Source organism: Polynucleobacter sp. (genome assembly GCF_040400325.1).
GTDB lineage: Bacteria > Pseudomonadota > Gammaproteobacteria > Burkholderiales > Burkholderiaceae > Polynucleobacter.
In genome coordinates this window covers 1-25,700 of the sequence record NZ_JBBAQK010000012.1, presented here as the reverse complement: position 1 = coordinate 25,700, position 25,700 = coordinate 1, and the positions used below count along the sequence as shown (strand labels likewise).

General features: G+C 45.6%; 22 protein-coding genes and 2 pseudogenes. 10 read left to right on the top strand and 14 right to left on the bottom strand.

All coding sequences use genetic code 11. From position 1 onward, the window contains the following. Positions 1–16: 16 nt before the first annotated feature. Genes mtgA through mpl form a run of 6 tightly spaced genes read right to left on the bottom strand, consistent with a single transcriptional unit; the run spans position 17 to position 6,793 of the window. Positions 17–760: a monofunctional biosynthetic peptidoglycan transglycosylase gene (mtgA, locus tag ABWP14_RS09310; protein ID WP_353202691.1), complete on the bottom strand. Its 744-nt coding sequence runs from the start codon at positions 758–760 to the stop codon at positions 17–19. A 12-nt stretch (positions 761–772) separates the two neighbouring features. Next, positions 773–1,669: a shikimate dehydrogenase gene (aroE, locus tag ABWP14_RS09305; protein ID WP_353202690.1), complete on the bottom strand. Its 897-nt coding sequence runs from the start codon at positions 1,667–1,669 to the stop codon at positions 773–775. A gap of 55 nt (positions 1,670–1,724) precedes the next feature. Continuing rightward, positions 1,725–2,579: an energy transducer TonB family protein gene (locus ABWP14_RS09300; protein ID WP_353202689.1), complete on the bottom strand. Its 855-nt coding sequence runs from the start codon at positions 2,577–2,579 to the stop codon at positions 1,725–1,727. Positions 2,580–2,592: 13 nt separating this feature from the next. Beyond that, positions 2,593–4,605 (bottom strand): ribonuclease catalytic domain-containing protein, encoded by a 2,013-nt coding sequence (locus ABWP14_RS09295; RefSeq protein WP_353202688.1) that lies wholly within the window; start codon positions 4,603–4,605, stop codon positions 2,593–2,595. 2 nt (positions 4,606–4,607) lie between these two features. Further along, positions 4,608–5,342: a 3-oxoacyl-ACP reductase FabG gene (fabG, locus tag ABWP14_RS09290; RefSeq protein ID WP_353202687.1), complete on the bottom strand. Its 735-nt coding sequence runs from the start codon at positions 5,340–5,342 to the stop codon at positions 4,608–4,610. A gap of 53 nt (positions 5,343–5,395) precedes the next feature. Next, positions 5,396–6,793 (bottom strand): UDP-N-acetylmuramate:L-alanyl-gamma-D-glutamyl-meso-diaminopimelate ligase, encoded by a 1,398-nt coding sequence (gene mpl / locus ABWP14_RS09285; RefSeq protein WP_353202686.1) that lies wholly within the window; start codon positions 6,791–6,793, stop codon positions 5,396–5,398. A 26-nt stretch (positions 6,794–6,819) separates the two neighbouring features. Between mpl and ABWP14_RS09280 the strand changes: the two genes are divergently transcribed. The 7 genes and pseudogenes from ABWP14_RS09280 (at position 6,820) to ABWP14_RS09250 (ending at position 12,487) form a co-directional block, all read left to right on the top strand. Further along, the gene (locus ABWP14_RS09280; RefSeq protein ID WP_353202685.1) at positions 6,820–7,347 is read left to right on the top strand and encodes a TlpA family protein disulfide reductase; all 528 of its coding nucleotides are present in this window, start codon (positions 6,820–6,822) and stop codon (positions 7,345–7,347) included. Between the two features lie 239 nt (positions 7,348–7,586). After that, a complete protein-coding gene (aroQ, locus tag ABWP14_RS09275) occupies positions 7,587–8,036 on the top strand; it encodes a type II 3-dehydroquinate dehydratase (protein WP_353202684.1) in 450 nt (149 codons plus the stop codon). 36 nt (positions 8,037–8,072) lie between these two features. After that, positions 8,073–8,531 (top strand): acetyl-CoA carboxylase biotin carboxyl carrier protein, encoded by a 459-nt coding sequence (accB, locus tag ABWP14_RS09270; protein WP_353202683.1) that lies wholly within the window; start codon positions 8,073–8,075, stop codon positions 8,529–8,531. Between the two features lie 48 nt (positions 8,532–8,579). Beyond that, positions 8,580–9,944 (top strand): acetyl-CoA carboxylase biotin carboxylase subunit, encoded by a 1,365-nt coding sequence (gene accC, locus ABWP14_RS09265; RefSeq protein WP_353202682.1) that lies wholly within the window; start codon positions 8,580–8,582, stop codon positions 9,942–9,944. A 16-nt stretch (positions 9,945–9,960) separates the two neighbouring features. Further along, positions 9,961–10,878: pseudogene (gene prmA / locus ABWP14_RS09260) on the top strand (50S ribosomal protein L11 methyltransferase); the annotation flags it as partial. Positions 10,879–11,028: 150 nt separating this feature from the next. Next, entirely contained in the window at positions 11,029–11,481 is a 453-nt protein-coding gene (locus ABWP14_RS09255; protein WP_502930175.1) for a DUF3426 domain-containing protein, read from the top strand. Between the two features lie 46 nt (positions 11,482–11,527). Further along, positions 11,528–12,487, top strand: a complete 960-nt coding sequence (locus ABWP14_RS09250) for a carbohydrate kinase family protein (RefSeq protein ID WP_353202681.1) — start codon at positions 11,528–11,530, stop codon at positions 12,485–12,487. 196 nt (positions 12,488–12,683) lie between these two features. Here ABWP14_RS09250 and ABWP14_RS09245 read toward each other — a convergent pair whose 3' ends face one another. From ABWP14_RS09245 to ABWP14_RS09225, 5 genes are all read right to left on the bottom strand, one after another. After that, positions 12,684–12,935 (bottom strand): hypothetical protein, encoded by a 252-nt coding sequence (locus tag ABWP14_RS09245; protein ID WP_353202680.1) that lies wholly within the window; start codon positions 12,933–12,935, stop codon positions 12,684–12,686. Positions 12,936–13,269: 334 nt separating this feature from the next. Continuing rightward, positions 13,270–14,454: a ribonucleotide-diphosphate reductase subunit beta gene (locus ABWP14_RS09240; protein ID WP_353202679.1), complete on the bottom strand. Its 1,185-nt coding sequence runs from the start codon at positions 14,452–14,454 to the stop codon at positions 13,270–13,272. Between the two features lie 43 nt (positions 14,455–14,497). Further along, the gene (locus tag ABWP14_RS09235) at positions 14,498–17,425 is read right to left on the bottom strand and encodes a ribonucleoside-diphosphate reductase subunit alpha (RefSeq protein WP_502930174.1); all 2,928 of its coding nucleotides are present in this window, start codon (positions 17,423–17,425) and stop codon (positions 14,498–14,500) included. A 330-nt stretch (positions 17,426–17,755) separates the two neighbouring features. After that, positions 17,756–18,574, bottom strand: a complete 819-nt coding sequence (gene ampD, locus ABWP14_RS09230; RefSeq protein ID WP_353202677.1) for a 1,6-anhydro-N-acetylmuramyl-L-alanine amidase AmpD — start codon at positions 18,572–18,574, stop codon at positions 17,756–17,758. Between the two features lie 3 nt (positions 18,575–18,577). Further along, positions 18,578–19,357, bottom strand: a complete 780-nt coding sequence (locus ABWP14_RS09225; RefSeq protein WP_353202676.1) for a cytochrome C assembly family protein — start codon at positions 19,355–19,357, stop codon at positions 18,578–18,580. Positions 19,358–19,446: 89 nt separating this feature from the next. Here ABWP14_RS09225 and ffh point away from each other — a divergent pair, with 89 nt between their 5' ends. Then, positions 19,447–20,829 (top strand): signal recognition particle protein, encoded by a 1,383-nt coding sequence (ffh, locus tag ABWP14_RS09220; RefSeq protein ID WP_353202675.1) that lies wholly within the window; start codon positions 19,447–19,449, stop codon positions 20,827–20,829. 2 nt (positions 20,830–20,831) lie between these two features. Here the strand turns inward: ffh and ABWP14_RS09215 are convergent, their stop codons facing one another. Further along, a complete protein-coding gene (locus ABWP14_RS09215) occupies positions 20,832–22,574 on the bottom strand; it encodes a proline--tRNA ligase (RefSeq protein WP_353202674.1) in 1,743 nt (580 codons plus the stop codon). Positions 22,575–22,622: 48 nt separating this feature from the next. On the opposite strand from ABWP14_RS09215, the gene ABWP14_RS09210 reads away from it, so the two are divergent. Both ABWP14_RS09210 and ABWP14_RS09205 read left to right on the top strand, forming a co-directional pair. Further along, on the top strand, positions 22,623–23,222 hold the full coding sequence (locus tag ABWP14_RS09210; protein WP_353202673.1) for an RNA pyrophosphohydrolase: 600 nt from the start codon (positions 22,623–22,625) through the stop codon (positions 23,220–23,222). Continuing rightward, positions 23,219–23,770 carry a CNP1-like family protein gene (locus ABWP14_RS09205; RefSeq protein ID WP_353202672.1) on the top strand — a complete coding sequence of 184 codons (552 nt, stop codon included), beginning with the start codon at positions 23,219–23,221 and terminating at the stop codon, positions 23,768–23,770. The genes ABWP14_RS09210 and ABWP14_RS09205 overlap by 4 nt, the downstream gene beginning before the upstream one ends. Before the next feature lie 25 nt (positions 23,771–23,795). Here the strand turns inward: ABWP14_RS09205 and proB are convergent. Beyond that, positions 23,796–24,569: pseudogene (gene proB / locus ABWP14_RS09200) on the bottom strand (glutamate 5-kinase); the annotation flags it as partial. Positions 24,570–24,594: 25 nt separating this feature from the next. Continuing rightward, positions 24,595–25,683, bottom strand: coding sequence for an Obg family GTPase CgtA (gene cgtA / locus ABWP14_RS09195; protein ID WP_353202720.1), 1,089 nt, complete (start codon positions 25,681–25,683; stop codon positions 24,595–24,597). Positions 25,684–25,700: the final 17 nt, after the last annotated feature.

Sequence of the window (25,700 nt, the reverse complement as noted above, 5' to 3'; positions counted from 1 at the left end):
CAGCCTTATTGCAGAACTACTTATTCGAGCTGCTTTTTGGATTAGGTGCTAAAGCAACCCGATCCATATATTCCAAGATGAATTCTTGGCGCGTCGGAAAATGAATATTGGCCTTACGGCAATACTGAGTTTTATCAAAACATTTCGGTGCGGGTAAGGCAGAAGCTAAGGCGGCCGACTGCTCTCGATCCAATGCTGCCGGGGTGGTGGTGAAGTAATGCTGGGCTGCTGCACCAATTCCAAAAATACCTTCGCCCCACTCTACAGAGTTGAGATAAATCTCAAATAAGCGTTGCTTAGATAAAGTCAGCTCTAGCAAACCAGTAATGATCAGTTCTTGGCCCTTACGAAAATAGTTTTGCTCAGAGGATAAAAATAAATTTTTGGCCAATTGCTGGGTAATTGTTGAACCACCCCGTAATGCCGTTTTCGCTTGTTTGCCTGATCGATTTTTTTGCTGGTTCTTCTCCCAGGCCTTTTGCATATCTTCAACGCGGACCCCTTTGTGCTGAAAGAAAATATCGTCCTCGCTGACTAGTACTGCTCTTTTTAGATTCCCAGAAATCTTGTCATAAGGAGTCCACTTTGATTGAATCGGGCAAGTCCAATGCCAAGTGCATAAACGCCAACGCTCAGCCCTTTGAAAAGCGGTGCTATCTGGGTTGATGGTGGTCCATAAACCAATCTGAATAGCAAAGTAAGCCTGCATGGCCAGAAAGCCAAACAAGAGGCACTTAAAGGGATAGATAAACCAGCGCATTAGGGCGAAGAGCTAAGTTCTCAGCTTCGCCAATACTACTCGGGGGTCAATCGCGGAAGCAAGGCCTGCGCCACGCCAGATTAAGAATGCATCGGCAGCCTGCTCAACCAGCATACCCAAGCCATCACTAACGCGGGCCCCTCTTTGAAGGGCCTGCTGCATAAAGCTGGTTGTCTTGCCGTAGAGCATTTCATAAGCAAATGAACTGGGCACAAAAATATTAGCTGCCGCTTTAGCGCTGATGGGCGATACATTATCAAGACCTGCAGCAGTAGCATTGATCACCACATCAAAGGGTGTCGTTTTTCCTGCGTCTTCTAAATCGTCTAATGTAACTGACTCTAAATTTGCACCTTGCGTAAGCTCAGAAAAAATCTTAACTAATTCATCTGCCTTTGCGTTTGAGCGATTTGTAATCACAAGATACTTGGGAGATTGCTCGAGTAATGGCCCCAACACGCCGCGTGCGGCACCGCCAGCACCTAGAAGTAAGATGCGCGCACCCTTTAAGGCAATACCTTGTGCGAGTAAATCTCTTACCAAACCAGCGCCATCAGTGTTATCTCCATAAATTTGCTCATCTTGAATCCAAAGGGTATTCACAGCGCCTGCTAATTGCGCTCTAGATGTTAAGACCTTAGCAAATGCTTGAGCATCTAATTTAAACGGCACGGTCACATTCATCCCTTTGCCACCAGCAGCAAAGAAATCTTGTGCAGCTTTTGTAAAGGCTCCTAAAGCTGGCTGTAAGCTTCCATAGTGCATCGCCTGATTGGACTGTAAAGCAAACTGTGCATGAATCTGAGGTGATTTACTATGCGCGATTGGATTACCAGCAACTGCGTACACATCCATCCCAGAAAAAAGCTTTGGGTCAGTATATAAATCCATGGATTCTGATGAAGTCATGATGAGAGGATAAGCGAATTTTTGATCTATTTCTTGAACTATTTGTGAGATGGAATCAACGTCGCAACTCTAAGCGATCAGTACCCTCGCGGGCGAACTCAAAAGTGGAGACCCAATCTAAGACATCAATTTGCTGACGCATTTCAGATGGGAAAACGCCAAATGGAGCAGAAGCCCTCACAATAGCCAAAGCCTGTCGATCCAACTCAGGATTGCCTGAGCTCCGGCCAATCGATATGCCGTCTTTCCCCTGTGCATTGCTGGTGATATTTCCTTGAGAATCCACACTGACAACGATGATCAAGCTACCATATAAAGGTCGTCCATTAGTGCGTGGGAAAAATGCGCTCCCATAAGCTTCAATCTTTTGGCGCATGGCATCGTAATAGTGAGCAAAAGTTACCGCCTTCGCACTAGTGGCGGTTAATACCTTACGTCGAGCTCCACGTCCATCGGCTTGTATACGCCTCGCTAATTCTGCTTCTAGGGAGTTTAGTTGTGGTGTAATTTTTTGCTCGTCACCACTCTTGCGCCCTCCAGAGCGCGCACGTTGCTCCTCTAACTTTGCCAGCATTTGTTTTTGCTGTTTCTCTAATACTTCAAGGCGCGCTTCTGTTCCTAGTCGTGCACGATGGATCGCTGTAGCATCTTGATTTTCAGTTTTTCCGCCACCTTGGAGATCAGCCTGAGCTAATTTATTAGCCTGCGTTGGCGGTGTTTTGCTACTTGCATTAACTAGTACTACGCTCAGTGGGGCATTAAGTCGACGGCTTTGAATTTCTCCAGCGCCCCAGCGAATAGATAAAAAAAGGAGGTGAATCACAAGTGAAGCACAGAGCGCAAACCAAAATGGGTGGCGACGCCAAGCACTTTGAAGCGATTGCATCACAGCAGTTGGGTGAGATGTCATTGGCAAAATAAAACTACCCTGCAGTACCATCTTCAGTAGGATTTTCGATGGTCTCTGGTGCAATCTTTGCTGGCGATTCAGTTTCTAAAACGCGCACGCCCGCACTTAATTGCAATAAATCCACCTTATCAATCTGCACCTGAGCACGCGTCATCCGCGGATGGGCAGCTAGCTCTGGAATGGGTAAATGCAAGGGTATTAATTCAAGACGAGACATGCCTTCCTTGAGGTGCCGTGCAAAAACTATTTTCGACCCACCCTCCTGTGCAATCCAGCGTAAACACCAATACTTCTCCAGCCTATCTTGATATTCCCCATAGGCCTGATAGCAAGACTCAAAATCGGCTGCAATTCCCATCAAAACAGCATCGTTTGGCGGGAAAGGAGCAACCATTTTGGCTGTCACACCATGCTTGGCTAGGGCGATGAGTTGCCATTGATTCACTAAATCTGAATAACGTCGTAAGGGTGATGTGCACCAAGCGTAATAGTCCAAACCTAAGCCCTCGTGTGGTCCTGGGCTTGTCTGCATTCTTGTCCGCAATGGGCCCCACCCTTTTTGAGTTCTAAAGAGCCCAGGTAAGCCATGATCAGCAAGTAACTGGCCTGAAGCGCTATTACAAAAAATCATCCATTCAGCAACAATCGTATCTAAGACTGAACCGCGTTGACGCGGAATAATTTCGATACGCTCTACCCCATCAACTGGAGCCACCTCAAAGTAAAAATCTCTTGCTAAGGCATTAGGATCTATCACCCCTAACTGCTCTGAGCGCAGGCCATTTGCTACACGCTTTTCTTGACGACTTGCATGTAAGTGCTTAGCCGCACGCCATAAGATGGATAACTCTTTGCGAAAAGGATAAGTTGCAGCTTCATCTAGCAAACTATCTTCACTAACCAAATGCTCCAAGTCTTCCAAACGCAAATTGGCTGCCATCGGCACCATCTCTGCGCGCATCTGAATAGATTCACGAATCAAAAGACCTTGGGCATTAAGGTCTACGTAGATCGATAGTGCCGGACGAGGAGCGCCTTCATCCAATGAAAACTGCTCGATCACCGAATCAGGCAGCATCGTTATCTTGTCACCCGGAAAATATACTGTCGACATACGATCCCGCGCAACCCGGTCAAGGGGATCATCCTTGGTAATAGCCAAACCAGGTGCAGCAATATGAATTCCGACGCGGTGGCCACCCGTTTCTAAATTACTCACTGATAGCGCATCATCAATTTCTGTAGTACCTGCATCATCAATAGAGAAAGCCTTTACTGGGGCAAGCGGTAATTGAGCAATAGCAGCATCGTAAGCAGATTGATCAACCCCAATATTCTGATTGTGAGCGCTACCATTTGGAAAATGGGCTTTTAGAAACAATCCTTGGTGATAAGCCAACGGAGACTCAATCGCAGAACATCTGATCATTAATTGCGCCGGCGATTCACCTGTTTCAGAACAAGCCACTATCAGGGCCTTATAAGCAGTGGTGTTCTTGTCTGGCGAAAACAATAGCTGACTTGAGGAAGACCTCAAGACCTCCGGAAAGTTACCCGAGACTAACTCTTGTTGCCACAAGGTCTGAAGCTCTAATTCTTTTTGTTTGCGCTCGATAGCAGCTAATCCTGCCTGTAGCTGCTCGAGAGGTGCTCTTTGGAAACGTCCACGACCCTTGCGCCGAAAGAAGACTGGTGCGCCTTGCAAAGCAATCGCTAAAGCAACTTGCTGAGAGATATTAGCTTGGGATCCAAAGTACTCGAGGGCAACATTGGCCAAACTAAACTCTTCTTCAGGCGCGCAATCCCAAAGGAACTGTAAGTCGATTTCTTTGGACAAAAGCTGCGCTTGGTCCATCAGTACTTGCGCCTCAGGTTTATCAAAACGTAGCCAAACCTCTTTAGCCTTCAGTTTGATTTTTTTGCCCGATAGGCCAGTTGCCTGCCATGATTCCGCATCCCCAGCACCGGATGCAGACTGGACAGTAGCAACTTTAATATCGCCGCCCTCTTCATAGACAAGATTCATACTTAGAGGGAGATCCCACCACTAGCTTCCAAAGCCACTCCATTCACATAGCTAGCCTCATCACTAGCTAAAAATAAATAAACATTCGCCATTTCTTCTGGAGTGCCAAGACGTCCAAGCCAACTACGCCTCTCAATATCCTGCAAAATATTTTCTGGCATGGCTTTCACCATTTCAGTTGCGATAAAGCCAGGGCATATCGCATTGACTCGAATTCCTTTGGGACCCAGCTCACGCGCCCAAGTCTTAGTGAATCCAATCACCCCAAATTTGGTTGCGGAATAATTGGTTTGGCCAAAGTTTCCATACAGACCAACTACGCTAGACGCATTCACAATAGCACCTGAGCCAGCCTCAAGCATGTGGGGCACTATCAACTGCGTACAGTTAAAAACACCCTTTAAGTTCACATCAATTACATTATCAAACTGTGCTTCAGTCATCTTGATTAAGCGTGCATCTTGTGTAATGCCAGCATTATTAATCAAGATATCGATACGTCCATGCCTTTGCATGACTTGATCAACAACCGCTTGAATACTCGCCCGATCAGTGACGTTCATTTCATAGGGTTCAGCATGCAAAACTTGTGCAGCAGCGCCTTTAACTAACTCCAGATTGATATCTGCAATCATGACCTTAGCGCCTTCCTGAGAAAAGCGCTGAGCTGTCGCAAAACCAATCCCTTTTGCTGCGCCAGTGATGATCGCCACTTTATCTTTTAATCTATCGCCCATTTTTGCTTTCTTTTCTCAATTTCTAATCTGAACATCTACTAATCAAATACTATTCATTCGGCTAAGGCTTTCAATATTTTTTGATGCACTCCGCTAAACCCACCATTACTCATTACTAGAATGTGATCACCGGGCTTAGCCTCTTTTGCAACAGCAGCTACTAATGCATTGAGATCATCAAAAGCCTTAGCTCTGCTGGGGCTCAAACTATTGAGCGGAGCTAAGACTTCATTTAAATCCCAACCCAATGATTCTTTACCAGCACTAGCCCCATAGGCAAATACATTATCGGCAGCTTCTAAGCTCACTGGTAATTGTGCCTTCATCAAGCCTAATTTCATCGTATTGGAACGCGGCTCCAATACCGCCAAGATACGCGCCTTACCTACGCGACGGCGTAAACCATCAACTGTGGTCGCAATGGCTGTTGGGTGATGTGCAAAATCATCGTATACCGTGATGTCGTTTGCAACACCAACGGTTTCCAAGCGACGTTTCACATTCTTAAATGCGGCCAATGCACGGGCACTATTTTCTGGAGAAATACCAATGTGGTTTGCTGCAGCTATTGCTGCAAGCGCATTGAGCTGATTATGTCGCCCCATTACTCCAGAGTCTGGCGCCCACTTTACATTGGCCACTTCATTGCCAGACTTTTTCACAATGAAGCCATCATTTTCTTGAGAAATTAAAGACCATTCATTTGTTGCTGCTTGCCCGAAGCGCTCTACTGGGGCCCATGCGCCACGGGCCACTACACGCTCTAATGCAGGCTCTTCACCATTTACCACTAGCAAGCCATCGCTGGGAACAGTTCGCACTAAATGATGGAACTGGGTTTCAATTGCCGCTAGATCTGCAAAGATATCCGCATGATCAAATTCCAAATTATTTAATAAAGCAGTACGAGGCCTGTAATGCACAAACTTACTGCGCTTATCAAAAAAAGCTGTGTCATATTCATCTGCCTCAATAACAAAATACTGACCTTCGCCTAGATGGGCAGATACTGAGAAATTCAGTGGCACTCCACCAATCAAGTACCCAGGCTTGTAACCATTAAATTCTAAAATCCAAGTCAGCATGGCTGAGGTAGTGGTTTTGCCATGCGTACCAGCAACTGCCAATACATGTCTGTTGTATAAAACTTGCTCACCCAACCATTGGGGCCCAGAAATATAAGGCAGGCCCTGGTTCAGAATGGCTTCCATTAGGGGATTGCCGCGAGAAACCACATTGCCAATCACAAATAAATCGGGCATGGTCTCAAACTGTAATAATTGATCTGGTGAGAACCCCTCAATCAGCTCTATACCCTGAGCTTGAAGTTGGGTACTCATTGGTGGATAGACGTTGGCATCACAACCCGTAACGCGATGTCCTGCCTGACGGGCGATTGCGGCAATGCCGCCCATGAAAGTACCGCAAATGCCCAAGATATGAATATGCATCTGCGAATTTTAGCTAAGGAGTTGGAGTGAATCGAAGACAGTGGATCATCATTACCCTAATTAGTCTTTTGGCCCTCCTGGCCGGGGTCTTTAGTTCGAACTGGATTTCTAAAATAGAACTTGCTAGTGAACCTGCTATCAAAGCGTTTTTTGCTAATCCCTGGAAAACGCCAGATGGAAAAACAGTCAATTCTGCAGATTGGCAGGGAAAAGTCCTAGTGGTCAACTTTTGGGCCTCTTGGTGCCCTCCCTGCGTAGAGGAAATGCCCACATTGGACCTCTTACAAAAGGCTTTCTTACAAGAAAATGTCGTATTTGTCGGCATCGGTATCGATTCACCCTCTAATATTCGTGAATTTCTCGAAAAGACCCCTGTTTCCTACTCCATCTTAATTGGTGGGCTTGAAGGTAGCGCTCTTGCCAAACAGATGGGCAATGCCCAAGGCGCTCTACCTTTCACAGTTATCATCAATTCCAAAGGCAAAGCTGTTTATAGCAAATTAGGGAAAATAAGCGAAGATGAGCTCAGAAAGGCCATTAAATTAGCCATATAACAATATTTAGCCTATTTTAGTAGAGGCTATTGATCGAGAAATTGCACAAAAAAGAAGCTGCTTTACCAATTAATTTCAATATTTGAGGCTAAAAATCGATATTTTTTCAGCTTCCAAACTATCTGAGCGGGTATACTTTCTCTCTTAGGAAGTGATGCATTGCATTTAGTAAAGATGCATTTGTAGTCAAAAGCGGAATACAGCAATTGATCATTAACTGCCTCTAAAAACAGGGAACTATGTCGAAAAAAGCTTCAATTCTCGTAATTCAGGGCCCAAATCTCAATTTATTGGGAACTCGTGAGCCAGATGTTTACGGAAAAACGACCCTAGAAGATATCCATAAAAAGCTAAGTGAGCTCGCAAAGGCGAGCTCAATAGACCTAGACGCCTATCAAAGTAACCATGAAGGCGAGTTAATCGACCGTATTCAAAAGGCCAAACTCGATGGTGTGGATTTCATCATTATTAATCCAGGGGGCTTTACCCATACTAGCGTTGCCTTAAGAGATGTATTGGCTGGTGTTGCCATTCCGTTTACTGAAGTCCATTTATCCAATATTCATCAGCGCGAAGAATTTCGCAAACATTCCTATTTATCAGACATTGCCACCGGTGTGATCTGCGGACTTGGCGCGATCGGATACGAGTTAGCACTTCAAGCAGCTATCACTCGTTTAAAAAAATAAGCTTATTTTAAGAATTACAAGAGAGAAAGTGCTCCTATGGATCTGAGAAAACTAAAAACCTTGATCGACCTCGTTTCTGAATCAGGTATTTCTGAGCTAGAGGTCAACGAAGGCGAAGACCGCGTCAGAATTGTTAACTCGGGTTCTGCAGCTCATGCTGGACAAGTCGTTTATGCAAGTCCAGCGCCCTCCCAAGCAACTCCAGCACCAAGCGCTTTAGCTCCAGTGACTGTTGCAGCTTCTGAAGAACCTTTGGAAACGGGTTTTGTTGCTCGCTCCCCTATGGTGGGTACTTTTTATCGGGCGCCCAATCCGGAATCTCCTAACTTTGTCAATGTTGGTGACACTGTTAAGGTCGGCCAAACTCTGTGCATCATTGAAGCTATGAAATTGCTTAATGAAATTGAAGCCGAACAAGAGGGCGTCATTAAGCAGATCCTATGCGACAACGGTCAAGGCGTTGAATTTGACCAGCCACTGTTCATCATCGCTTAATTTCTGAGCGCACCTTTCTCATCCACTATTACTTAACTCAGAGCAGATATGTTCGATAAGATTCTGATTGCCAATCGGGGAGAAATTGCTCTCCGAATCCAACGAGCGTGTCGCGAATTGGGAATTAAAACAGTGGTGGTCTATTCCACCGCAGACAAAGAAGCCAAGTACGTGAAGTTGGCTGATGAGGCTGTTTGTATTGGTCCAGCGCCATCACCACTCAGTTATCTCAATATGCCAGCGATTATTTCCGCTGCAGAAGTGACTGATGCTGAAGCGATCCACCCCGGTTATGGCTTCCTTTCTGAAAACGCAGACTTTGCTGAGCGCGTTGAAAAGTCTGGCTTTGCCTTTATTGGTCCTAAAGCAGAGACGATACGATTAATGGGCGATAAAGTTTCTGCTAAGCGCGCCATGATTAAGGCGGGCGTTCCTTGTGTTCCAGGCTCAGAAGGTGCCTTACCTGATAACCCAAAAGAAATTATTGCTACCGCTAAACGTGTTGGCTACCCAGTCATCATCAAGGCAGCGGGAGGTGGTGGTGGTCGGGGTATGCGCGTTGTTCATACTGAGGCAGCATTAATCAATGCTATCAATATGACGCGAGAAGAAGCCGGGCGCGCTTTCGGCAATCCCCAAGTCTATATGGAGAAGTTTTTAGAAAAACCTCGCCACGTTGAGATTCAAGTATTAGCTGATTCCTTTGGTAATGCGATTTGGCTCGGTGAGCGCGATTGTTCGATGCAACGTCGACACCAAAAAGTGATCGAAGAGGCCCCCGCTCCGGGAATTGATCGTCGTTTAATTGCCAAGATTGGTGAGCGCTGTGCTGAAGCCTGTAGAAAAATGGGCTACCGTGGCGCCGGCACTTTTGAATTCCTGTATGAAAACAATGAATTCTTCTTTATTGAGATGAATACCCGTGTTCAGGTTGAACATCCTGTTACAGAAATGATTACTGGCGTGGACATTGTTCAAGAGCAGATTCGTATTGCAGCTGGCCTCAAACTGAGCTATCGCCAAAAAGACATTGTGTTCCGTGGTCACGCTATAGAGTGCCGCTTAAATGCAGAAGATCCATTTAAGTTCACGCCAAGCCCAGGAAAAATCAGCTCATTCCATATGCCTGGCGGTCCTGGTATTCGGGTGGATTCCCACGCTTATAGCGGCTATGTAGTTCCTTCGAACTATGACTCCATGATTGGTAAATTGATTTCCTATGGCAATACTCGCGAACAGGCGATTCGTCGCATGCAAATTGCCCTTTCAGAAATGGTGATCGATGGAATCACTACCAATGTTCCTTTGCATCGTGAACTCATGCTTGATCCAAACTTTATTGAGGGTGGTACGAGTATTCATTACCTGGAACATCGCTTAGAAGAGCAGGCTGCAAGTCGCGGTAAATCCTAATTAATGCGAGTTTTTCATGTCATATCGTGAGCTCGTCTTTACGGTAGTTGCTGAAACTGCCGAACCCTTAGGTGATGCCCTGCTTGAATTAGGCGCCCTGTCTGTGACAGTTGAAGATGCAGCGGCAGGTGGGTATGACGAGAACCCGCTTTACGGGGAACCAGGGCTCTCTCCTGACGTGCAAGCGTGGGAACGATCATCGGTAACAGCACTATTTAATCCAGAGATTGATGACTCAGGTAGCTCAGAATTGATTAATGACCTATTGATCTCACTCAAAGAATCTGGTTTTCAGATTGCAAGTCCACAAGAAAAAATTGTTGAGGATCAGGACTGGGTTCGCTTAACCCAAAGCCAATTTGCACCCATTCAAATTGGTGAGCGCATTTGGGTTATCCCCTCTTGGCACGATGCACCCTCCGATCCCAATGCGATCTGCTTAGCAATAGATCCCGGTCTTGCTTTTGGAACCGGCAGTCATCCAACTACACACTTATGCTTACTTTGGCTTGAACAACAACAGAACCTAGAAAATCAAAGCTTGTTAGATTATGGATGTGGTTCAGGAATTTTGGCCATCGCCGCATCTAAGTTGGGCGCTACACCAGTAGTTGGAACAGACATCGATCCACAAGCAATGGTTGCCGCACGCAGTAACGCTGAGATCAACAAGACTGTCATCCAGTTTGTATTGCCCAATGAAGATGCTCTAGAACTTGCGGCACAAACTAAATACGACATTGTGATGGCCAACATTTTGGCTAATCCACTGCAAGTGCTTGCGCCTGCTCTGGTGAATAAAATCAGGCCTGGTGGGCAAATCGTTTTATCGGGCGTGCTGGCGCGTCAAGCTGAAGAAGTCATCGCTACCTATAGCCAATGGCTCACACTTTCCGTCTGGAAAGAAAGTGAAGGATGGGTTTGCTTACATGGCGCCCTTTCAAAAGCAAAGACAACAAGCATTTCTTCACCCATTCAAAAAAAAACTTTTCGGTTCATTCTATTTAGCCTCTTACTGATACTTCTATTGGTATTTGGCGAACATCTCTCCAGAAATTCTTTATTACCTGCAATTGCACCAAGAGTGGATGGCAGCTCCTCTTGGATCGCAGTAAAGTCTTTTTCTCTATTAAATCGAATTGATCAAAAATTATGTGTGGCCTTAGGCTGCATCAATCGGCCTGTAAGCGATTTTGCAGCGTGGAAAATAACTTTAGCTACGCTATCGCTAGAAAAGGCGCGAGAGGGGCTTAAAAACGCTCCAAATCAATCTGTATTAGAAGTTGAAATACAAAATCGTCTCGCAATTGCAGTTTTGATCCCCAATTTAGAAATTTCTCTCACTGACGCTGAAGAATCTGAACTCAAATCAATTCAATTAACGCCAAAAGAATGGTTACCAATTGCTTGGCAAACATCCCATCCAGAATTTTTACTAAAAGGCGCGCCCTCTGGTGAGCTGATCAATGCTCAATTACCCTTGTCTTTACCGGTAAATGCAGCAGGTTATCGTGTAAGAGTCCTTTATCCACAATAATCTTTATATTCCCCCTTTTATCTTTATTTCTCGTAGAAAGTAATTTATGGCTAGCTTGATTTGTGGTTCGATCGCCTATGACACCATCATGAACTTTGAAGGCAAATTTGCTGATCATATCCTGCCAGAACAGATTCATATTCTCAATGTGGCCTTCTTGGTCCCAACCATGCGCCGTGAGTTTGGCGGTTGTGCTGGCAACATTGCTTATAACCTCCGACTCTTAGGTGGCGACCCCATCATCATGGCCACAGTCGGTGGCGATGCAATCCCTTATATGGACCGTCTTAAGCAACTGCAGATCGATGCGAGCCATATTCGCCAAATTGATGATGCGTTTACTGCCCAAGCCATGATCACAACAGATCAGGCCAATAACCAAATTACTGCTTTTCATCCTGGTGCCATGGATGCCTCACACCTCAACCAAGTTTCTGCGGTCGTAGCAGAACGTAGCAAAAATACAAAGGGTGCTGCTCAGTTTGGCATCGTAGCGCCCGATGGTCGCCAAGGGATGTGGGAGCACTGCCACCAACTAGCAGAAGCAAATATTCCGTTCATTTTTGATCCAGGCCAAGGACTGCCGATGTTTAATGGTCCGGAACTTCTGGAATTGGTTGATATTGCCAGTTATTTAGCAGTCAATGACTATGAAGGTGAAATGCTTTCTCAAAGAACTGGCCTGCACTTGGCAAAAGTAGCTGAACGTGTAAAAGCCCTGATTGTCACTAAAGGGGCAGAAGGCGCAGACATCTACACCGATGGCAAGCGCATCTCTATCCCACCCGTGCCTGCAGCAAAAGTGGTTGATCCAACTGGATGCGGTGATGCATTCCGTGGAGGTTTACTGTTTGGACTTGAAAATGGTATGGACTGGGAAACGACTGGTCGTTTAGCAAGTCTGATGGGCTCGATCAAAATTACCCATCAAGGACCACAAAATCACCAATTAAGCCAAGATCAAATTGCCAGCCAATTTAAAACAGCATTTGGCTTTAGCTACTAACTGATATCAAAAAAAAATCAGTAATAAAAAAGGGGTCTCGTGAGAGACCCCTTTAAGTAACACCCGTCTGTTTAAGGACGTGTGCCAGTTGGGAAGGGCCAAGCAGCAGCAGGATTCAACGCACTGGTCGCTGGTGCAGCTTTCTTAGCCGCGGGCTTTTTTACAGCAGAGCCCGTTTTCTTCGCAGCAGGCTTACTTACTTTTTTTTTGCTACGCGCTTCTTTGCAGCTGGACGCTTCTTAGCAGCAGGCTTTTTGGCCGCAGCTTTTTTAGCAGCTGGACGCTTCTTAGCAGCTGGACGCTTCTTAGCAGCTGGACGCTTCTTAGCAGCAGGCTTTTTGGCCGCAGCTTTTTTAGCAGCTGGACGCTTCTTAGCAGCTGGACGCTTCTTAGCAGCTACTTTTTTAGCAGCTGGTTTCTTTGCAGCAGGTTTTTTCTTTGTTGCCATGTGTGTTACTCCTTCACGTGAGGATTAGTACAAACTACCGATTAAGAAGACCCGACCACTCATTTCCGCTTGGTTTTGCAACCGATTGGATCTGACGAGCGAGCCATTCATCGGCGCGCGGCTTGATGCTAGGTGCTGCACGCTAATGAATCCTGGAAAAAAAGCCGTGGTCCCAAAGGACAACGGCTTCTTAAATGTGGTGGAAAAAATGGGGAGAGTAGCCCATACACCCTTGATCAAGGGTTTTCGGATTTGAGTCTTGTTTTGCTGACTTCTTAAACTATCCAACCGTCTAATCTCCAATTAACCGGATGTGCACTGTTTACTTACCTTACTACTCCCAACTTAGCGCACCACCAGTTTGATACTCAATAACGCGTGTCTCAAAAAAGTTTCGTTCTTTCTTAAGATCAATCATTTCTGACATCCATGGAAATGGATTCTCTTCATTTGGGAACATCGCGTCAAGTCCTATTTGCAAACATCTACGATTACAGATGTATCTTAGGTATCCTTTGAACATCGGCGCGTTTAATCCAAGCACTCCTCGAGGCATCGTATCTTCGGCATAACGGTACTCTAATTCGACTGCTTTTTCGAAGATAGATTTAATCTCATCTTTGAACGCAGAAGTCCATAACTGGGGGTTCTCCAGCTTTATTTGATTAATTAAATCGATGCCAAAATTGCAGTGCATAGACTCATCACGCAGGATGTATTGATACTGCTCAGCAGCCCCCGTCATTTTGTTTTGACGACCCATTGCAAGTATTTGCGTAAAACCAACATAAAAGAACAAACCTTCCATTACGCAGGCAAAAACGATTAAAGAACGGAGTAATTTTTGATCGTTTTCTAATGTGCCAGTCTTAAAGTTTGGGTCAGTTAATACGTCGATAAACGGAATTAAGAACTCATCTTTAGCGCGAATCGAGTCAATCTCGTGATACGCATTAAAGATTTCTGACTGATCTAAGCCCAAAGATTCGACAATATATTGATAGGCGTGAGTATGAATTGCCTCTTCAAAAGCCTGGCGCAATAGGTATTGGCGGCATTCTGGAGCAGTAATGTGACGATACGTGCCCAAAACAATATTGTTAGCTGCTAAAGAATCAGCTGTAGTAAAGAAACCTAAATTTCGCTTAATGACCCGACGCTCATCTTCAGTTAAGCCGTTTGGATCTTTCCAAAGCGCGATATCGCGGTTCATATTGATCTCTTGTGGCATCCAGTGATTTGCACAACCAGCTAAATATTTTTCCCAAGCCCACTTATATTTAAATGGAACCAGCTGATTTACATCAGTCTTAGCATTAATCACGCGCTTATCGGCAGCGTTCACACGCAAGGCTGCTCCACCGGATAAATTGGCGGCCGCTACTGGCGCAGGTGCTGCAGTCTGCGGTGCTATTGCCACTTCATCTGGCAGTGGGCGTTGCCGCTCAACTGCAACTGGTTGCGGTGCAATACCAGCTTTCGCTAGTGCTGGAGCAACTTCCTCATCCCAATTCAACATAACTTTCTCCTAAATTCTTTTTTTTAATCAATCAGCAAATTGCTTATTGGCATGCTTCACATTCTTCAAAACCAGCATCACCTGGGCGCATTGTGCAAGCTGGACCATCTGCTTGTGCTGCACCAGCAGCACTTGCTGCAGCTGCAGCATCGGTACCGTTCACACCGCCGCCACTAGAAACAGAGTTTAATTGACCGCTAGTAACCGTTGATTTCTCAACATGGGTTGCGGCCATCGTACGGAGGTAATAAGTGGTTTTGAGGCCACGTAACCAAGCTAACTTATAGGTGTCGTCCAATGTCTTGCCAGAAGCGCCGCCCATGTAAATATTCAGTGACTGAGCTTGGTCAATCCATTTTTGACGACGGGAAGCTGCTTCAACCAGCCAGCTTGGTCCAACTTCAAAAGCAGTTGCGTACAAATCTCGTAAATCTTGAGGAATACGATCAATCTTCGATAAAGTGCCATCAAAGTACTTCAAGTCAGCAATCATGACTTCATCCCAGAGACCGCGATCTTTCAAATCACGTACTAGATACTCATTCACTACCGTGAACTCACCTGAAAGGTTCGATTTCACAAACAAGTTTTGGAATGTAGGCTCAATACAAGCAGATACCCCGATAATGTTGGAAATCGTTGCTGTTGGGGCAATAGCCACGCAATTAGAGTTACGCATACCATGCTGCTTGATACGCGCCCGTAAACCACTCCAATCCATTGTGGATGAGTTATCTACCTCTACATAACCGCCGCGCTCGGCGGCCAACATCGCTACTGAATCTTGCGGGAGAATGCCGCGATCCCATAAAGAACCTTTATAGGTGCTGTAAACGCCGCGCTCTTCAGCTAATTCACATGAAGCTTGATAAGCATAGTAGCAAACTGATTCCATAGAGGAGTCTGCAAACTTCACAGCTTCATCACTAGCATAAGGAATGCGCTGCATATGTAAGCAATCCTGGAAGCCCATGATGCCCATGCCAACTGGACGGTGCTTGAGGTTTGAGTTACGCGCCTTAGCTACTGCGTAGTAGTTGATATCAATCACGTTATCTAACATGCGCATTGCGGTGCGTACGGTTTTTTGGAGCTTCTCGTGATCCAAGATCATCTTGCCATTGGCATCGGTTGTCATATGAGCAGTTAAGTTTACTGAGCCAAGGTTACAGACAGCAATTTCGGTCTCATTGGTATTCAGGGTGATCTCTGTACACAAGTTGGACGAATGAACTACGCCAATATGTTGCTGTGGGCTACGAATATTGCAAGGATCTTTAAAAGTGATCCAAGGATGACCTGTTTCAAACAACATACCAAGCATCTTGCGCCATAGTTGTTGCGCTGGAATTCGACGGAATGGCTTCAACTCGCCAGCATCTGCTTTTTTCTCATAAGCAACGTAAGCTTCTTCAAATGCTCTGCCGTATTTATCATGCAAGTCAGGAGTATTAGATGGCGAGAAGAGGGTCCAATCACCGTTTTCCATCACGCGCTTCATGAACAAATCAGGAATCCAGTTAGAAGTATTCATATCGTGAGTGCGACGACGGTCGTCACCTGTATTCTTGCGTAACTCAAGAAACTCTTCAATATCTAAGTGCCATGTCTCTAAATAGGCGCAGACCGCACCCTTACGCTTACCGCCTTGATTCACAGCAACTGCTGTATCGTTCACTACTTTTAAAAATGGCACAACACCTTGTGACTTTCCGTTGGTGCCCTTGATATGACTTCCTAGTGCGCGAACATTAGTCCAGTCATTACCCAATCCACCTGCAAACTTAGATAACAAAGCATTTTCTTTTAGGGCCTCGTAAATACCATCAAGGTCATCATCCACAGTCGTCAAGTAGCAGCTTGAAAGCTGTGGACGAGTAGTTGCTGAGTTAAATAAAGTTGGCGTGCTGGACATGAAATCAAATGTAGACAGGATTTCATAGAACTCAACCGCACGACGCTCACGGTCTAACTCATTTAAGGATAAGCCCATTGCAACCCGCATAAAGAAAGCTTGTGGCATTTCAATACGACGATCCTCAATGTGCAAGAAATAACGGTCGTATAGAGTTTGCAAACCAAGGTAGTTAAATTGCAAGTCACGGCTGGCATTTAGGGCGGCGGCCAATCTAGGCAAATCAAATTCACGCATACGAGGATCTAAGAGCTCAGCAGAAATACCTTCATTAATGTACTTAGCAAAATAAGTTCCGTACTCAGCTTGCATATCGCCTTGTAAGACTTCTTTACCTAAAATTTCTTTACGAATGACGTGCATCAAAATGCGGGCTGTCACTTGGCTATAAGCAGGATCTTTTTCAATCAATGTGCGGGACGCCAAAATAGCGGAGTCATACACCTGCGCCATTGGCACACCATCATACAAATTCTTGATTGTTTCGGTAATGATTGGAGTTGCATCAATATGATTTCCCAAGCCTTCACAAGCAGCTTCAAGCACGGTGCGTAAAGCGGCCATATCTAACCACTTCTCTTCACCGTTATCGGTCACTTTGATACCAGAATCACCGGCTTGATTTGCAGTTTGTGTTTGCTGAGAAACCTCTTGTTGAGCAGCACGTTCTTGATTACGTTTTTCGCGATACAAAACGTAGGCACGTGCCACATTGTGCTCACCACTACGCATCAAAACTAATTCAACTTGATCTTGAATATCTTCGATATGAAAAGTACCGCCGTTGGGACGGCTACGTAACAAAGCGCGCACAACAGCATGGGTCAATTGCTCAACCTGCTCACGAACACGAGCAGAAGCAGCGCCTTGACCACCATTTACCGCCAAAAATGCTTTCGTTACAGCAATCGCAATTTTGGATGGCTCAAAAGCGACTACTGAGCCATTGCGACGAATAATTTTGTAATCAGATAATTGAGTTGCCTGATTACCGCCAACACCACCAGCCACAAAACCGGCAGAAGGGGTCTGACTAATAGCCCCTGCAGAACTCATTCCTGGATGATCAATACCAGAAGTTTGGCCTGCTGCTTGTGGATTAGCGTATGTCATGTTGCTCCTGCATTTATATAGTTATTTGGACAAAATATCGTTAAAAAACAATGGGGTATTGCGAGATTTAAACACTACATCTAGTGCCTTGAAGCGCATAAGCTACTAAGTATAGGGAAATATTTAAACTTTGGTAAGCTTTTTCTGACCAACATTTATAAGTATTTTTGCTAAGGTTTGCACTGATTTTGTGCTTAATTTAGTCGGTGTTCCAACTCCCTATTTAAATAAAGGCTTAAAAAGTGAGTATCTGCTCACATATAAAAATTAGCCCTAGCGGGAATGCAAACCAAAAGGTAATTTTTCTATCGGAAGACCTGTGGCTTTTTGGAACTTTTTCCAATCAAAAGATTTTCCTGGATCTGTTTTTCGTTCTGGCGCGATATCGCTGTGACCTGCAAGCTGTAATTTTGGATACGCTTTAGTCAACTCCGATACTAGCTTTGCCAAAACTTGATACTGCGCCTCTTCAAAAAAGGTTTCGCCATCACCCTCTAGCTCAATCCCAATAGAAAAATCATTGCATTTTTCTCTTCCCAGGAATGAGGACGGGCCGGCATGCCAAGCTTTGCGTTGCGTTGAAACCAATTGAATTAATTGCCCCGAACGGGTAATTAAAAAATGGCTAGAAACTTTTTGTTCTGCGATTTCTTCAAAATATGGATGTGTCTTTGAGTCAAGCTGATTTTGGAAGAAATCGACTATGTGTGAGCTGCAATCCCGATTTCTAAATTCGCCTGGTGGAAGGCTAATGTGATGCACTACCAGCAAATCCAGTGTGATCTTTTCTGGTCGATTGTCCTGATTAGGGGATATTCGCCAGGCTGCGTTTCCCAGCCAACCCTGATCATCTAATGCATATAAGTGCTCACGAGAACAATAAGAACGGTCTTCAAATATAAGAGAGTCTGATTTTGGCAAATGCACTTTGCAGTGCTGACAGGGCACCATGGCTTCGGGCTCGGATAGAGTCTTAGGGTTTTGGGGCTTAGGGCCAAAGGGATTCCAAACAACTCCCTTGGCTTGTTTTTTTCCCTTAAACCAAAGGTAAAAAAGTCCACTACCTAAAAAAAATAGTAGCCACTTATACAAAGGTCATACTTTCTGAAGAACTACTTCTAATACAAACCGACTACCAACATAAGCAAGCAATAAAACAACATAAGCACTCAATACCCATCGTATTGCAGCCCAGCCACGTAAACCAACCCACCAACGGGCGATCAGTAAACCGGCAAATAAGAACCAGGAGATGAGTGCAAAAATAGTTTTATGGTCGAACACGAAAGGCTTGCCAAATAAAACCTGTGAAAAGAATAGGCCAGAGAAAATGGTCATCGTTAGGAGTCCAAAACCAACATAAAGCAAATTAAATAGCAGGCTTTCCATCATCATCAGTGGCGGCAAATCTTCTAACCAATGTGCAAGACGGCTATTGGGAACAATGGCTAGTTGACGATGTAAGGCACGGTCATAAACACTCATCAACATAGCCTGCATAGCCGCTAGACTTAATAAACCCACTGAGATGGTTGCCGCAATAAAGTGGGCTTTGAACCAGGGATCTGAAACAGCCAAAGGAGAGATGACTACCCCAGGGAAAAAGATCGGGAGAAGAGAACAAAATAAAGCGAATAATATTGACATCCAAAGTAAGCTAGCGATTGGCAAAAACCAGGATTGAAACCAATAAAACGCTAAGCCTACCCAGGCAATCAAGGATAAGTCCTGAGCAAACCCAAAGATGAAACCTTGGGGTGTAAAGACGGAATCGTGTAATTCAATGCCATGAAGTAGCAAAATCACAAAAATACAGGCTTGCATCAACCCAGCAGATAAGGGGGATTCCTTGCCGGCCCTAGCTCTCTGACTCAAAAAGAGCAGTAAAAGTAAATAAAGGGCTGGGGGGAGCCAACCGAAACTTGAGTAACCTAAAATATCCATATAGAAAGTCTAATCGATAAATGCTAGAGAACCTCACCGATCGCCTATCGCGCGTTGTTAAAACGATGCGGGGGCAAGCCCGCCTTACAGAGAGCAATACCGCCGAGATGTTGCGGGAAATCCGCCTAGCCCTACTGGAGGCTGACGTCGCCCTACCGGTAGTGAAGTCTTTGCTAGAGCAAATCAAATTTAAAGCCCTTGGTGAGGAAGTGGTTGGTAGCCTGAGTCCTGGTCAAGCATTAGTTGGGGTAGTACAACGCGAGCTTACCCAAGTCATGCAGGGCGATACCAATCAAAGTGGCGACCTTAATCTGGCTGCCCAGCCTCCTGCAGTGATCTTGATGGCCGGCCTTCAAGGTGCCGGTAAGACTACCTCGGTAGGTAAATTAGCAAAATGGCTGCAAGAGAAAAAGAAGAAGAAAGTACTTACCGTTTCTTGTGACGTCTACCGACCAGCTGCTATTGAGCAATTAGAAACGGTTACCAAGCAAGTTGGTGCGGAGTTTTTTCCAAGCAATATCAATCAAAAACCGAACGATATTGCTCTGGCCGCCTTAGACTGGGCACGTCGTCACTACTTTGATGTGGTGCTTGTGGATACCGCCGGACGTCTGGGTATTGACGAAGTCCTCATGCAAGAAATTAAAACATTGCATGCTAGCCTCAATCCTATAGAAACCTTATTCGTCGTTGACGCCATGCTTGGTCAAGATGCTGTCAATACTGCTAAAGCATTCCACGAGGCCTTGCCATTAACCGGTGTCATTCTCACCAAGCTAGATGGTGATTCACGCGGTGGCGCTGCACTTTCTGTTCGTCTTATCACTGGCGTGCCCCTCAAGTTTATTGGGGTGGCTGAAAAGATGGATGGCCTTGAGGCCTTTGATGCAGCGCGTATGGCCAATCGTATTCTGGGTATGGGGGATATTCTCGCACTCGTTGAGCAAGCACAACAGCATGTGGATGTCGCTCAAGCTGAGAAGTTAGCAACCAAGATTTCTAAAGGCGGGTTTGATCTAGGGGACTTCCGTGATCAACTTTTACAAATGCAAAAGATGGGCGGTATGGCTAGCTTGATGGACAAACTCCCAAGCCAAATGGCTCAAGCAGCATCAAAAACGAATCTCAATCATGCCGACAAACAAACTACGCGGATGCGAGGAATGATTGACAGTATGACGCCGCGCGAACGCAGTAAACCAGAATTACTAAAGGCAAGTCGTAAACGTCGCATTGCTGCTGGTGCTGGCGTTGAAGTACAAGAAGTCAATCGCCTACTTGCTCAGTTTGAACAAATGCAAACCATGATGAAACAATTTAAAGGTGGCAAGATGGCCCGCACAATGGCGTCGATGGCCGCAAAAGGGGCTGGTAAAGGTCTTGGCGGGCTCTTTAAAAAATAAACTTATTGAATTGAGTTCTTCGCTGCTTGAACGGCAGTGATCACTTTTGCTTTGATCTCCGCTAGCGGGATATTTTGGGATTCAGCATCGGTACGCCCTTTAAATTCCACTACAGAATCTACTAGACCACGATCACCGATCACGACGCGGAATGGTGCGCCAATCAACTCCCAATCAGCAAACATGGCACCAGGACGCTCACCACGGTCATCCAAAATAACGTCGATACCGGCCGCCAATAATTCATCATGGAGTTGATCGGCTGTAGCTTTAACAAGCTCCGATCTATCGTAGTTCATGGGGCATATGACCACTTCAAATGGGGCCATCGAAATTGGCCAAATGATACCGCGCTCATCATGGCCTTGCTCAATTGCTGCCCCAAGTAAGCGTGTGACACCAATGCCATAACAACCCATCACCATTGCTTGGGCTTTACCTTGTTGATCCAAATACGTACATCCCATTGCTTCAGAGTAGCTTGTTCCTAATTGGAATACGTGACCAACTTCAATGCCACGACAAATATCTACCACCCCTTTTCCGTCTGGCGATGGATCACCGACTACTGCATTACGAATATCCATCACGATCGGTTCTGGTAGATCACGGCCCCAGTTCACTCCAGTAAGATGGTGCCCTGCAGCGTTTGCTCCACAAATAAAATCAGACATATTAGCAACAGTACGATCAGCCACCACAGTGACATTCGAGCTAACACCTACGGGACCTAAGTAACCTGCTGGCGCATTACAAGCTTGCAGGACTTCTACTTCGGTGGCAAAGCGAGACTCAGTCATTCCTGGAATCTTGCTAGCCTTGATCTCATTTAACTCATGATCACCACGCACTAACAACATAAAGATTTTGGCTGGACCTTTTTCTTGGTCTGCCGCAAAGAGTAAAGACTTTACTGTCTTATCAAGCGGCACATTTAAGAACTTTGCCACATCAGCACAATTCGTTTTATCGGGCGTTGGCACTTTAGTCATCGCAGCTTTAGCTGCAGCTCTTGTGGCAATTAGAGCCAAGGATTCAGCTGCCTCAAGATTGGCTGCGTAGTCTGAATTTGGACAATACACAATTGCGTCTTCGCCGGTATCCGCAATCACATGAAACTCTTGACTGCCCGAACCCCCAATCGCACCGTTATCTGCTGTCACTGCCCGAAACTGTAAGCCCATTCGTTTAAAAATACGTGTGTAAGTATCAAACATGAGTTGGTAAGACTTTTTTAAGCCTTCGGTATCACGGTCAAATGAATAAGCATCTTTCATACTGAACTCACGTCCACGCATGATGCCAAAACGAGGACGACGCTCGTCGCGGAACTTCGTTTGGATTTGATAAAAATTGACTGGTAGCTGTTTATAACTCTTGATCTCATTGCGAGCTAAATCAGTCACAACTTCTTCTGAAGTTGGTTGAATTAAAAAATCACGATCATGGCGATCTTTAATACGCAATAACTCCGGGCCCATCTTGTCCCAGCGTCCCGTCTCTTGCCAAAGTTCAGCAGGCTGAATCATTGGCGTCAATAGCTCAATAGCACCAGCCCGATTCATTTCTTCGCGAATGATGTTTTCCACCTTGCGAATGACTTTCAAACCCAAGGGCAAATAGTTGTAAATACCTGCACTAAGCTTGCGAATTAAACCTGCACGCACCATGAGTTTGTGCGAAACCACCTCAGCGTCTGAAGGGGCTTCTTTTAGCGTAGCGAGAAATGATTGTGATGCTTTCATGTATGGATATAATCAAATCATTGATATTAAAGGATTTGAGGCACGATCATGCTTGACCGTGAAGGGTATCGCCCGAATGTCGGCATTGTCCTCCTCAATGCCCGTAACGAGGTTTTCTGGGGAAAACGCGTTGGGCAGCATTCGTGGCAGTTCCCGCAGGGCGGGATTCAGCATGGTGAGAGCCCCGAGCAGGCCATGTTTCGCGAATTGCAAGAGGAGGTAGGCTTACTGTCAGAGCACGTCCAGATTATTGGACGAACTAGGGATTGGCTTCGTTATGACGTCCCTGAAGAGTACTTACGTCGTCAACATGCCACTCGGGTCAATCGCGCCGCTTACCGTGGGCAAAAACAAATCTGGTTTTTACTGCGCTTAGTAGGCCTAGATAGCGATATACAGTTACGCGCCTCAGAACATCCTGAATTTGATGCCTGGCGTTGGGTGCCTTTCTGGGTTCAACTAGACGGGGTTATTGATTTCAAAAGAGAGGTATATCAACTTGCGCTTTCAGAACTGGCGCGTTACCTTGCCCGCGGATTGCGAATGCAACAACTTGCCTGGGGTACCCCCCTTGATCTCATGCAATCGCTTTACTCGAATCAAGAAGAGCATCCTCCAGAACCCAATACGGACCACAAATCAAAATGACATTACTGATCCAGCGCTTCAAATCCTACTGTTGTAGCGTATTTATTTGCTTAGCTCTCATAGCCTGTGCGGGAGACGCCCTTCAAAGTGGAGTGGACCCATTTGCCCCAACGATCTTTAAAGAGGGTATGACTGCTATGCCCCTGAATCCGCCAAATAAAAGCACCTTACAGCCCTTTTATGTTTCACGGGCTACCATTTTCAAATTTGCAGTGGATACCAATTCTATTTTGATTGGTGCAGATGGAGTAACGCGCTATATCGTTGTGATGACTAATCCCAGTGGTGATAATCAAGCTCAATACGAAGGGATTCGTTGCGACTCATTTCAGTGGCGTTTATATGGCAACTTTGAAAATGGTCTTTGGAAAGAAAACCCCCTATCAGCCTGGCTTAGCATCAGCGCTCACGTTCCTAATCGCTATCAGGCAGCCTTAGCACAAGGGGCTTTCTGCAATATGACCACTCAAGAAAAGAATATTCAAAACATACTGAGGAATCTAAACCCCAATACTTTTACTGGCAGTATCGCGCCTCCCCCACTTTGATACTACTAATAGGGACTTAATTTGTCCTAAGGCAGGTGCCGATTTTTTCGCCCGCTAACAAACGCGTTAGAACATGAGGTTCGCGCCCAGAGGTAATCACAGTAGAGGCGCCAGTCTGAGCGGCAAGCTTAGCAGCCAGTACTTTGGTTAGCATGCCACCCTTACTCAGCTCACTCGCTGCACCACCTGCCATTTTTTCTAGAGCAGGGTCGCCTGCAATAGCATCACTTAAGAGAGTGGCGTTGGCATTTCGACGCGGATCGGCAGTGTACAAACCGCCTTGATCGGTCAAAATAACCAGAAGATCAGCATGAATGAGATTGGTAACCAATGCAGCTAAATTATCGTTATCACCAAATTTAATTTCATCAGTAACAACAGTGTCGTTTTCATTGATGATCGGCACTACGCCTAACTTGAGTAAGGTTTCTAAGGTCGCTTTTGCATTGGCATTGCGTTCTGTATGCGCCAAATCTGCATTAGTTAATAAAATTTGTGCGCTACGTAAATTAAAACGTGCAAAACAGCTTTCATAAACTTGAACTAGGCCCATTTGACCCACTGCAGCAGCAGCTTGCAATTGATGAATGTCTTGGGGGCGTTTGGTCCAAGCCAAGCGTTGCATACCTTCAGCAATAGCGCCTGAGCTGACCATCAATACTTCATGGCCAGCCTTGAGCAAAAAGGCCACTTGATCAGCCCATAAGGCAATCGCGGCATGATCTAAGCCTTCACCGTTATTCGTAACGAGGCTAGATCCCACTTTGACAACAATGCGCTTTAGTTTTTGTACAGTCATATCAATTGAATATTCAAATACGTATTTAATCTGGTGTTTTATCTTCGACTTGATCTTGGTAGCGCGGATCAGCCAAGCGCTCCTCAGCATCATCACGATTACGACGCACAGAGTCTAAATAGTCTTGTAAGGCATAACAAAGCTTGTCGCAACCAAGGCCTGTTAAAGCGGAGATCTCAAATACAGGACCCTTCCACTTAAAATTTTTGACAAAATTGGCAAGCACTTTTTGACGATCCTCTTCAGGAATCATGTCGACTTTGTTGAGCACCAACCAACGTGGCTTCTCAACCAAAGCTTCATCGTACTTACGTAGCTCATTCACAATTGCCTTCGCATCAGCAACCGGGTCGATGTTTTCGTCAAACGGGGCAATATCTACCAAGTGCAATAAGACGCCAGTACGTTGCAAATGGCGCAAGAAACGATGTCCCAATCCAGCACCTTCAGCAGCTCCTTCAATCAAACCAGGAATATCCGCAATCACAAAGCTACGCTCATTACCTACGCGCACTACCCCAAGATTGGGATGCAAAGTTGTGAAGGGGTAATCAGCAATTTTTGGACGCGCATTAGATACCGCGGTAATCAAAGTAGATTTACCTGCGTTGGGCATCCCTAATAAACCAACATCTGCTAATACCTTTAACTCCAACTTCAATTTACGACGCTCGCCTGGCTTGCCATTTGTTTTTTGGCGTGGTGCACGATTAGTACTGCTCTTAAAATGAATATTTCCCCAGCCGCCTACACCACCCTGCGCTAAGCACAGACGTTCTCCATGGGTTGATAAGTCAGCAATAGGCTCACCAGTGTCATAGTCAGTAATAATCGTACCTACAGGCATACGCAATTCAATATCATCGCCTGCGCGGCCATAGCAATCAGCCCCACGACCAGGTTCTCCATTTTTAGCGGTATGAGTTTTAGCGAAGCGGTAATCAATGAGGGTATTGATATTGCGATCAGCGATAGCCCAAACGCTACCGCCCTTACCGCCATCGCCACCATCGGGACCACCAAATTCAATAAACTTTTCGCGGCGCATGGAAGCACTCCCGGCGCCACCTTGGCCAGCTATGACTTCAATACGAGCTTCGTCTATAAATTTCATGAATAAAAAAGGCCTCG

Bases quoted from the DNA above. Each gene is read 5' to 3' on its own strand.
- cgtA (WP_353202720.1), bottom strand. From the start codon at position 25,683: ATGAAATTTATAGACGAAGCTCGTATTGAAGTCATAGCTGGCCAAGGT.
- ABWP14_RS09210 (WP_353202673.1), top strand. From the start codon at position 22,623: ATGCTTGACCGTGAAGGGTATCGCCCGAATGTCGGCATTGTCCTCCTC.
- ABWP14_RS09205 (WP_353202672.1), top strand. From the start codon at position 23,219: ATGACATTACTGATCCAGCGCTTCAAATCCTACTGTTGTAGCGTATTT.
- accC (WP_353202682.1), top strand. From the start codon at position 8,580: ATGTTCGATAAGATTCTGATTGCCAATCGGGGAGAAATTGCTCTCCGA.
- fabG (WP_353202687.1), bottom strand. From the start codon at position 5,342: ATGGGCGATAGATTAAAAGATAAAGTGGCGATCATCACTGGCGCAGCA.
- mpl (WP_353202686.1), bottom strand. From the start codon at position 6,793: ATGCATATTCATATCTTGGGCATTTGCGGTACTTTCATGGGCGGCATT.
- accB (WP_353202683.1), top strand. From the start codon at position 8,073: ATGGATCTGAGAAAACTAAAAACCTTGATCGACCTCGTTTCTGAATCA.
- ABWP14_RS09250 (WP_353202681.1), top strand. From the start codon at position 11,528: ATGGCTAGCTTGATTTGTGGTTCGATCGCCTATGACACCATCATGAAC.
- ffh (WP_353202675.1), top strand. From the start codon at position 19,447: ATGCTAGAGAACCTCACCGATCGCCTATCGCGCGTTGTTAAAACGATG.
- aroE (WP_353202690.1), bottom strand. From the start codon at position 1,669: ATGACTTCATCAGAATCCATGGATTTATATACTGACCCAAAGCTTTTT.
- ABWP14_RS09215 (WP_353202674.1), bottom strand. From the start codon at position 22,574: ATGAAAGCATCACAATCATTTCTCGCTACGCTAAAAGAAGCCCCTTCA.
- mtgA (WP_353202691.1), bottom strand. From the start codon at position 760: ATGCGCTGGTTTATCTATCCCTTTAAGTGCCTCTTGTTTGGCTTTCTG.
- ABWP14_RS09245 (WP_353202680.1), bottom strand. From the start codon at position 12,935: ATGGCAACAAAGAAAAAACCTGCTGCAAAGAAACCAGCTGCTAAAAAA.
- ABWP14_RS09240 (WP_353202679.1), bottom strand. From the start codon at position 14,454: ATGTTGAATTGGGATGAGGAAGTTGCTCCAGCACTAGCGAAAGCTGGT.
- ABWP14_RS09295 (WP_353202688.1), bottom strand. From the start codon at position 4,605: ATGAATCTTGTCTATGAAGAGGGCGGCGATATTAAAGTTGCTACTGTC.
- ABWP14_RS09235 (WP_502930174.1), bottom strand. From the start codon at position 17,425: ATGAGTTCTGCAGGGGCTATTAGTCAGACCCCTTCTGCCGGTTTTGTG.
- aroQ (WP_353202684.1), top strand. From the start codon at position 7,587: ATGTCGAAAAAAGCTTCAATTCTCGTAATTCAGGGCCCAAATCTCAAT.
- ABWP14_RS09300 (WP_353202689.1), bottom strand. From the start codon at position 2,579: ATGACATCTCACCCAACTGCTGTGATGCAATCGCTTCAAAGTGCTTGG.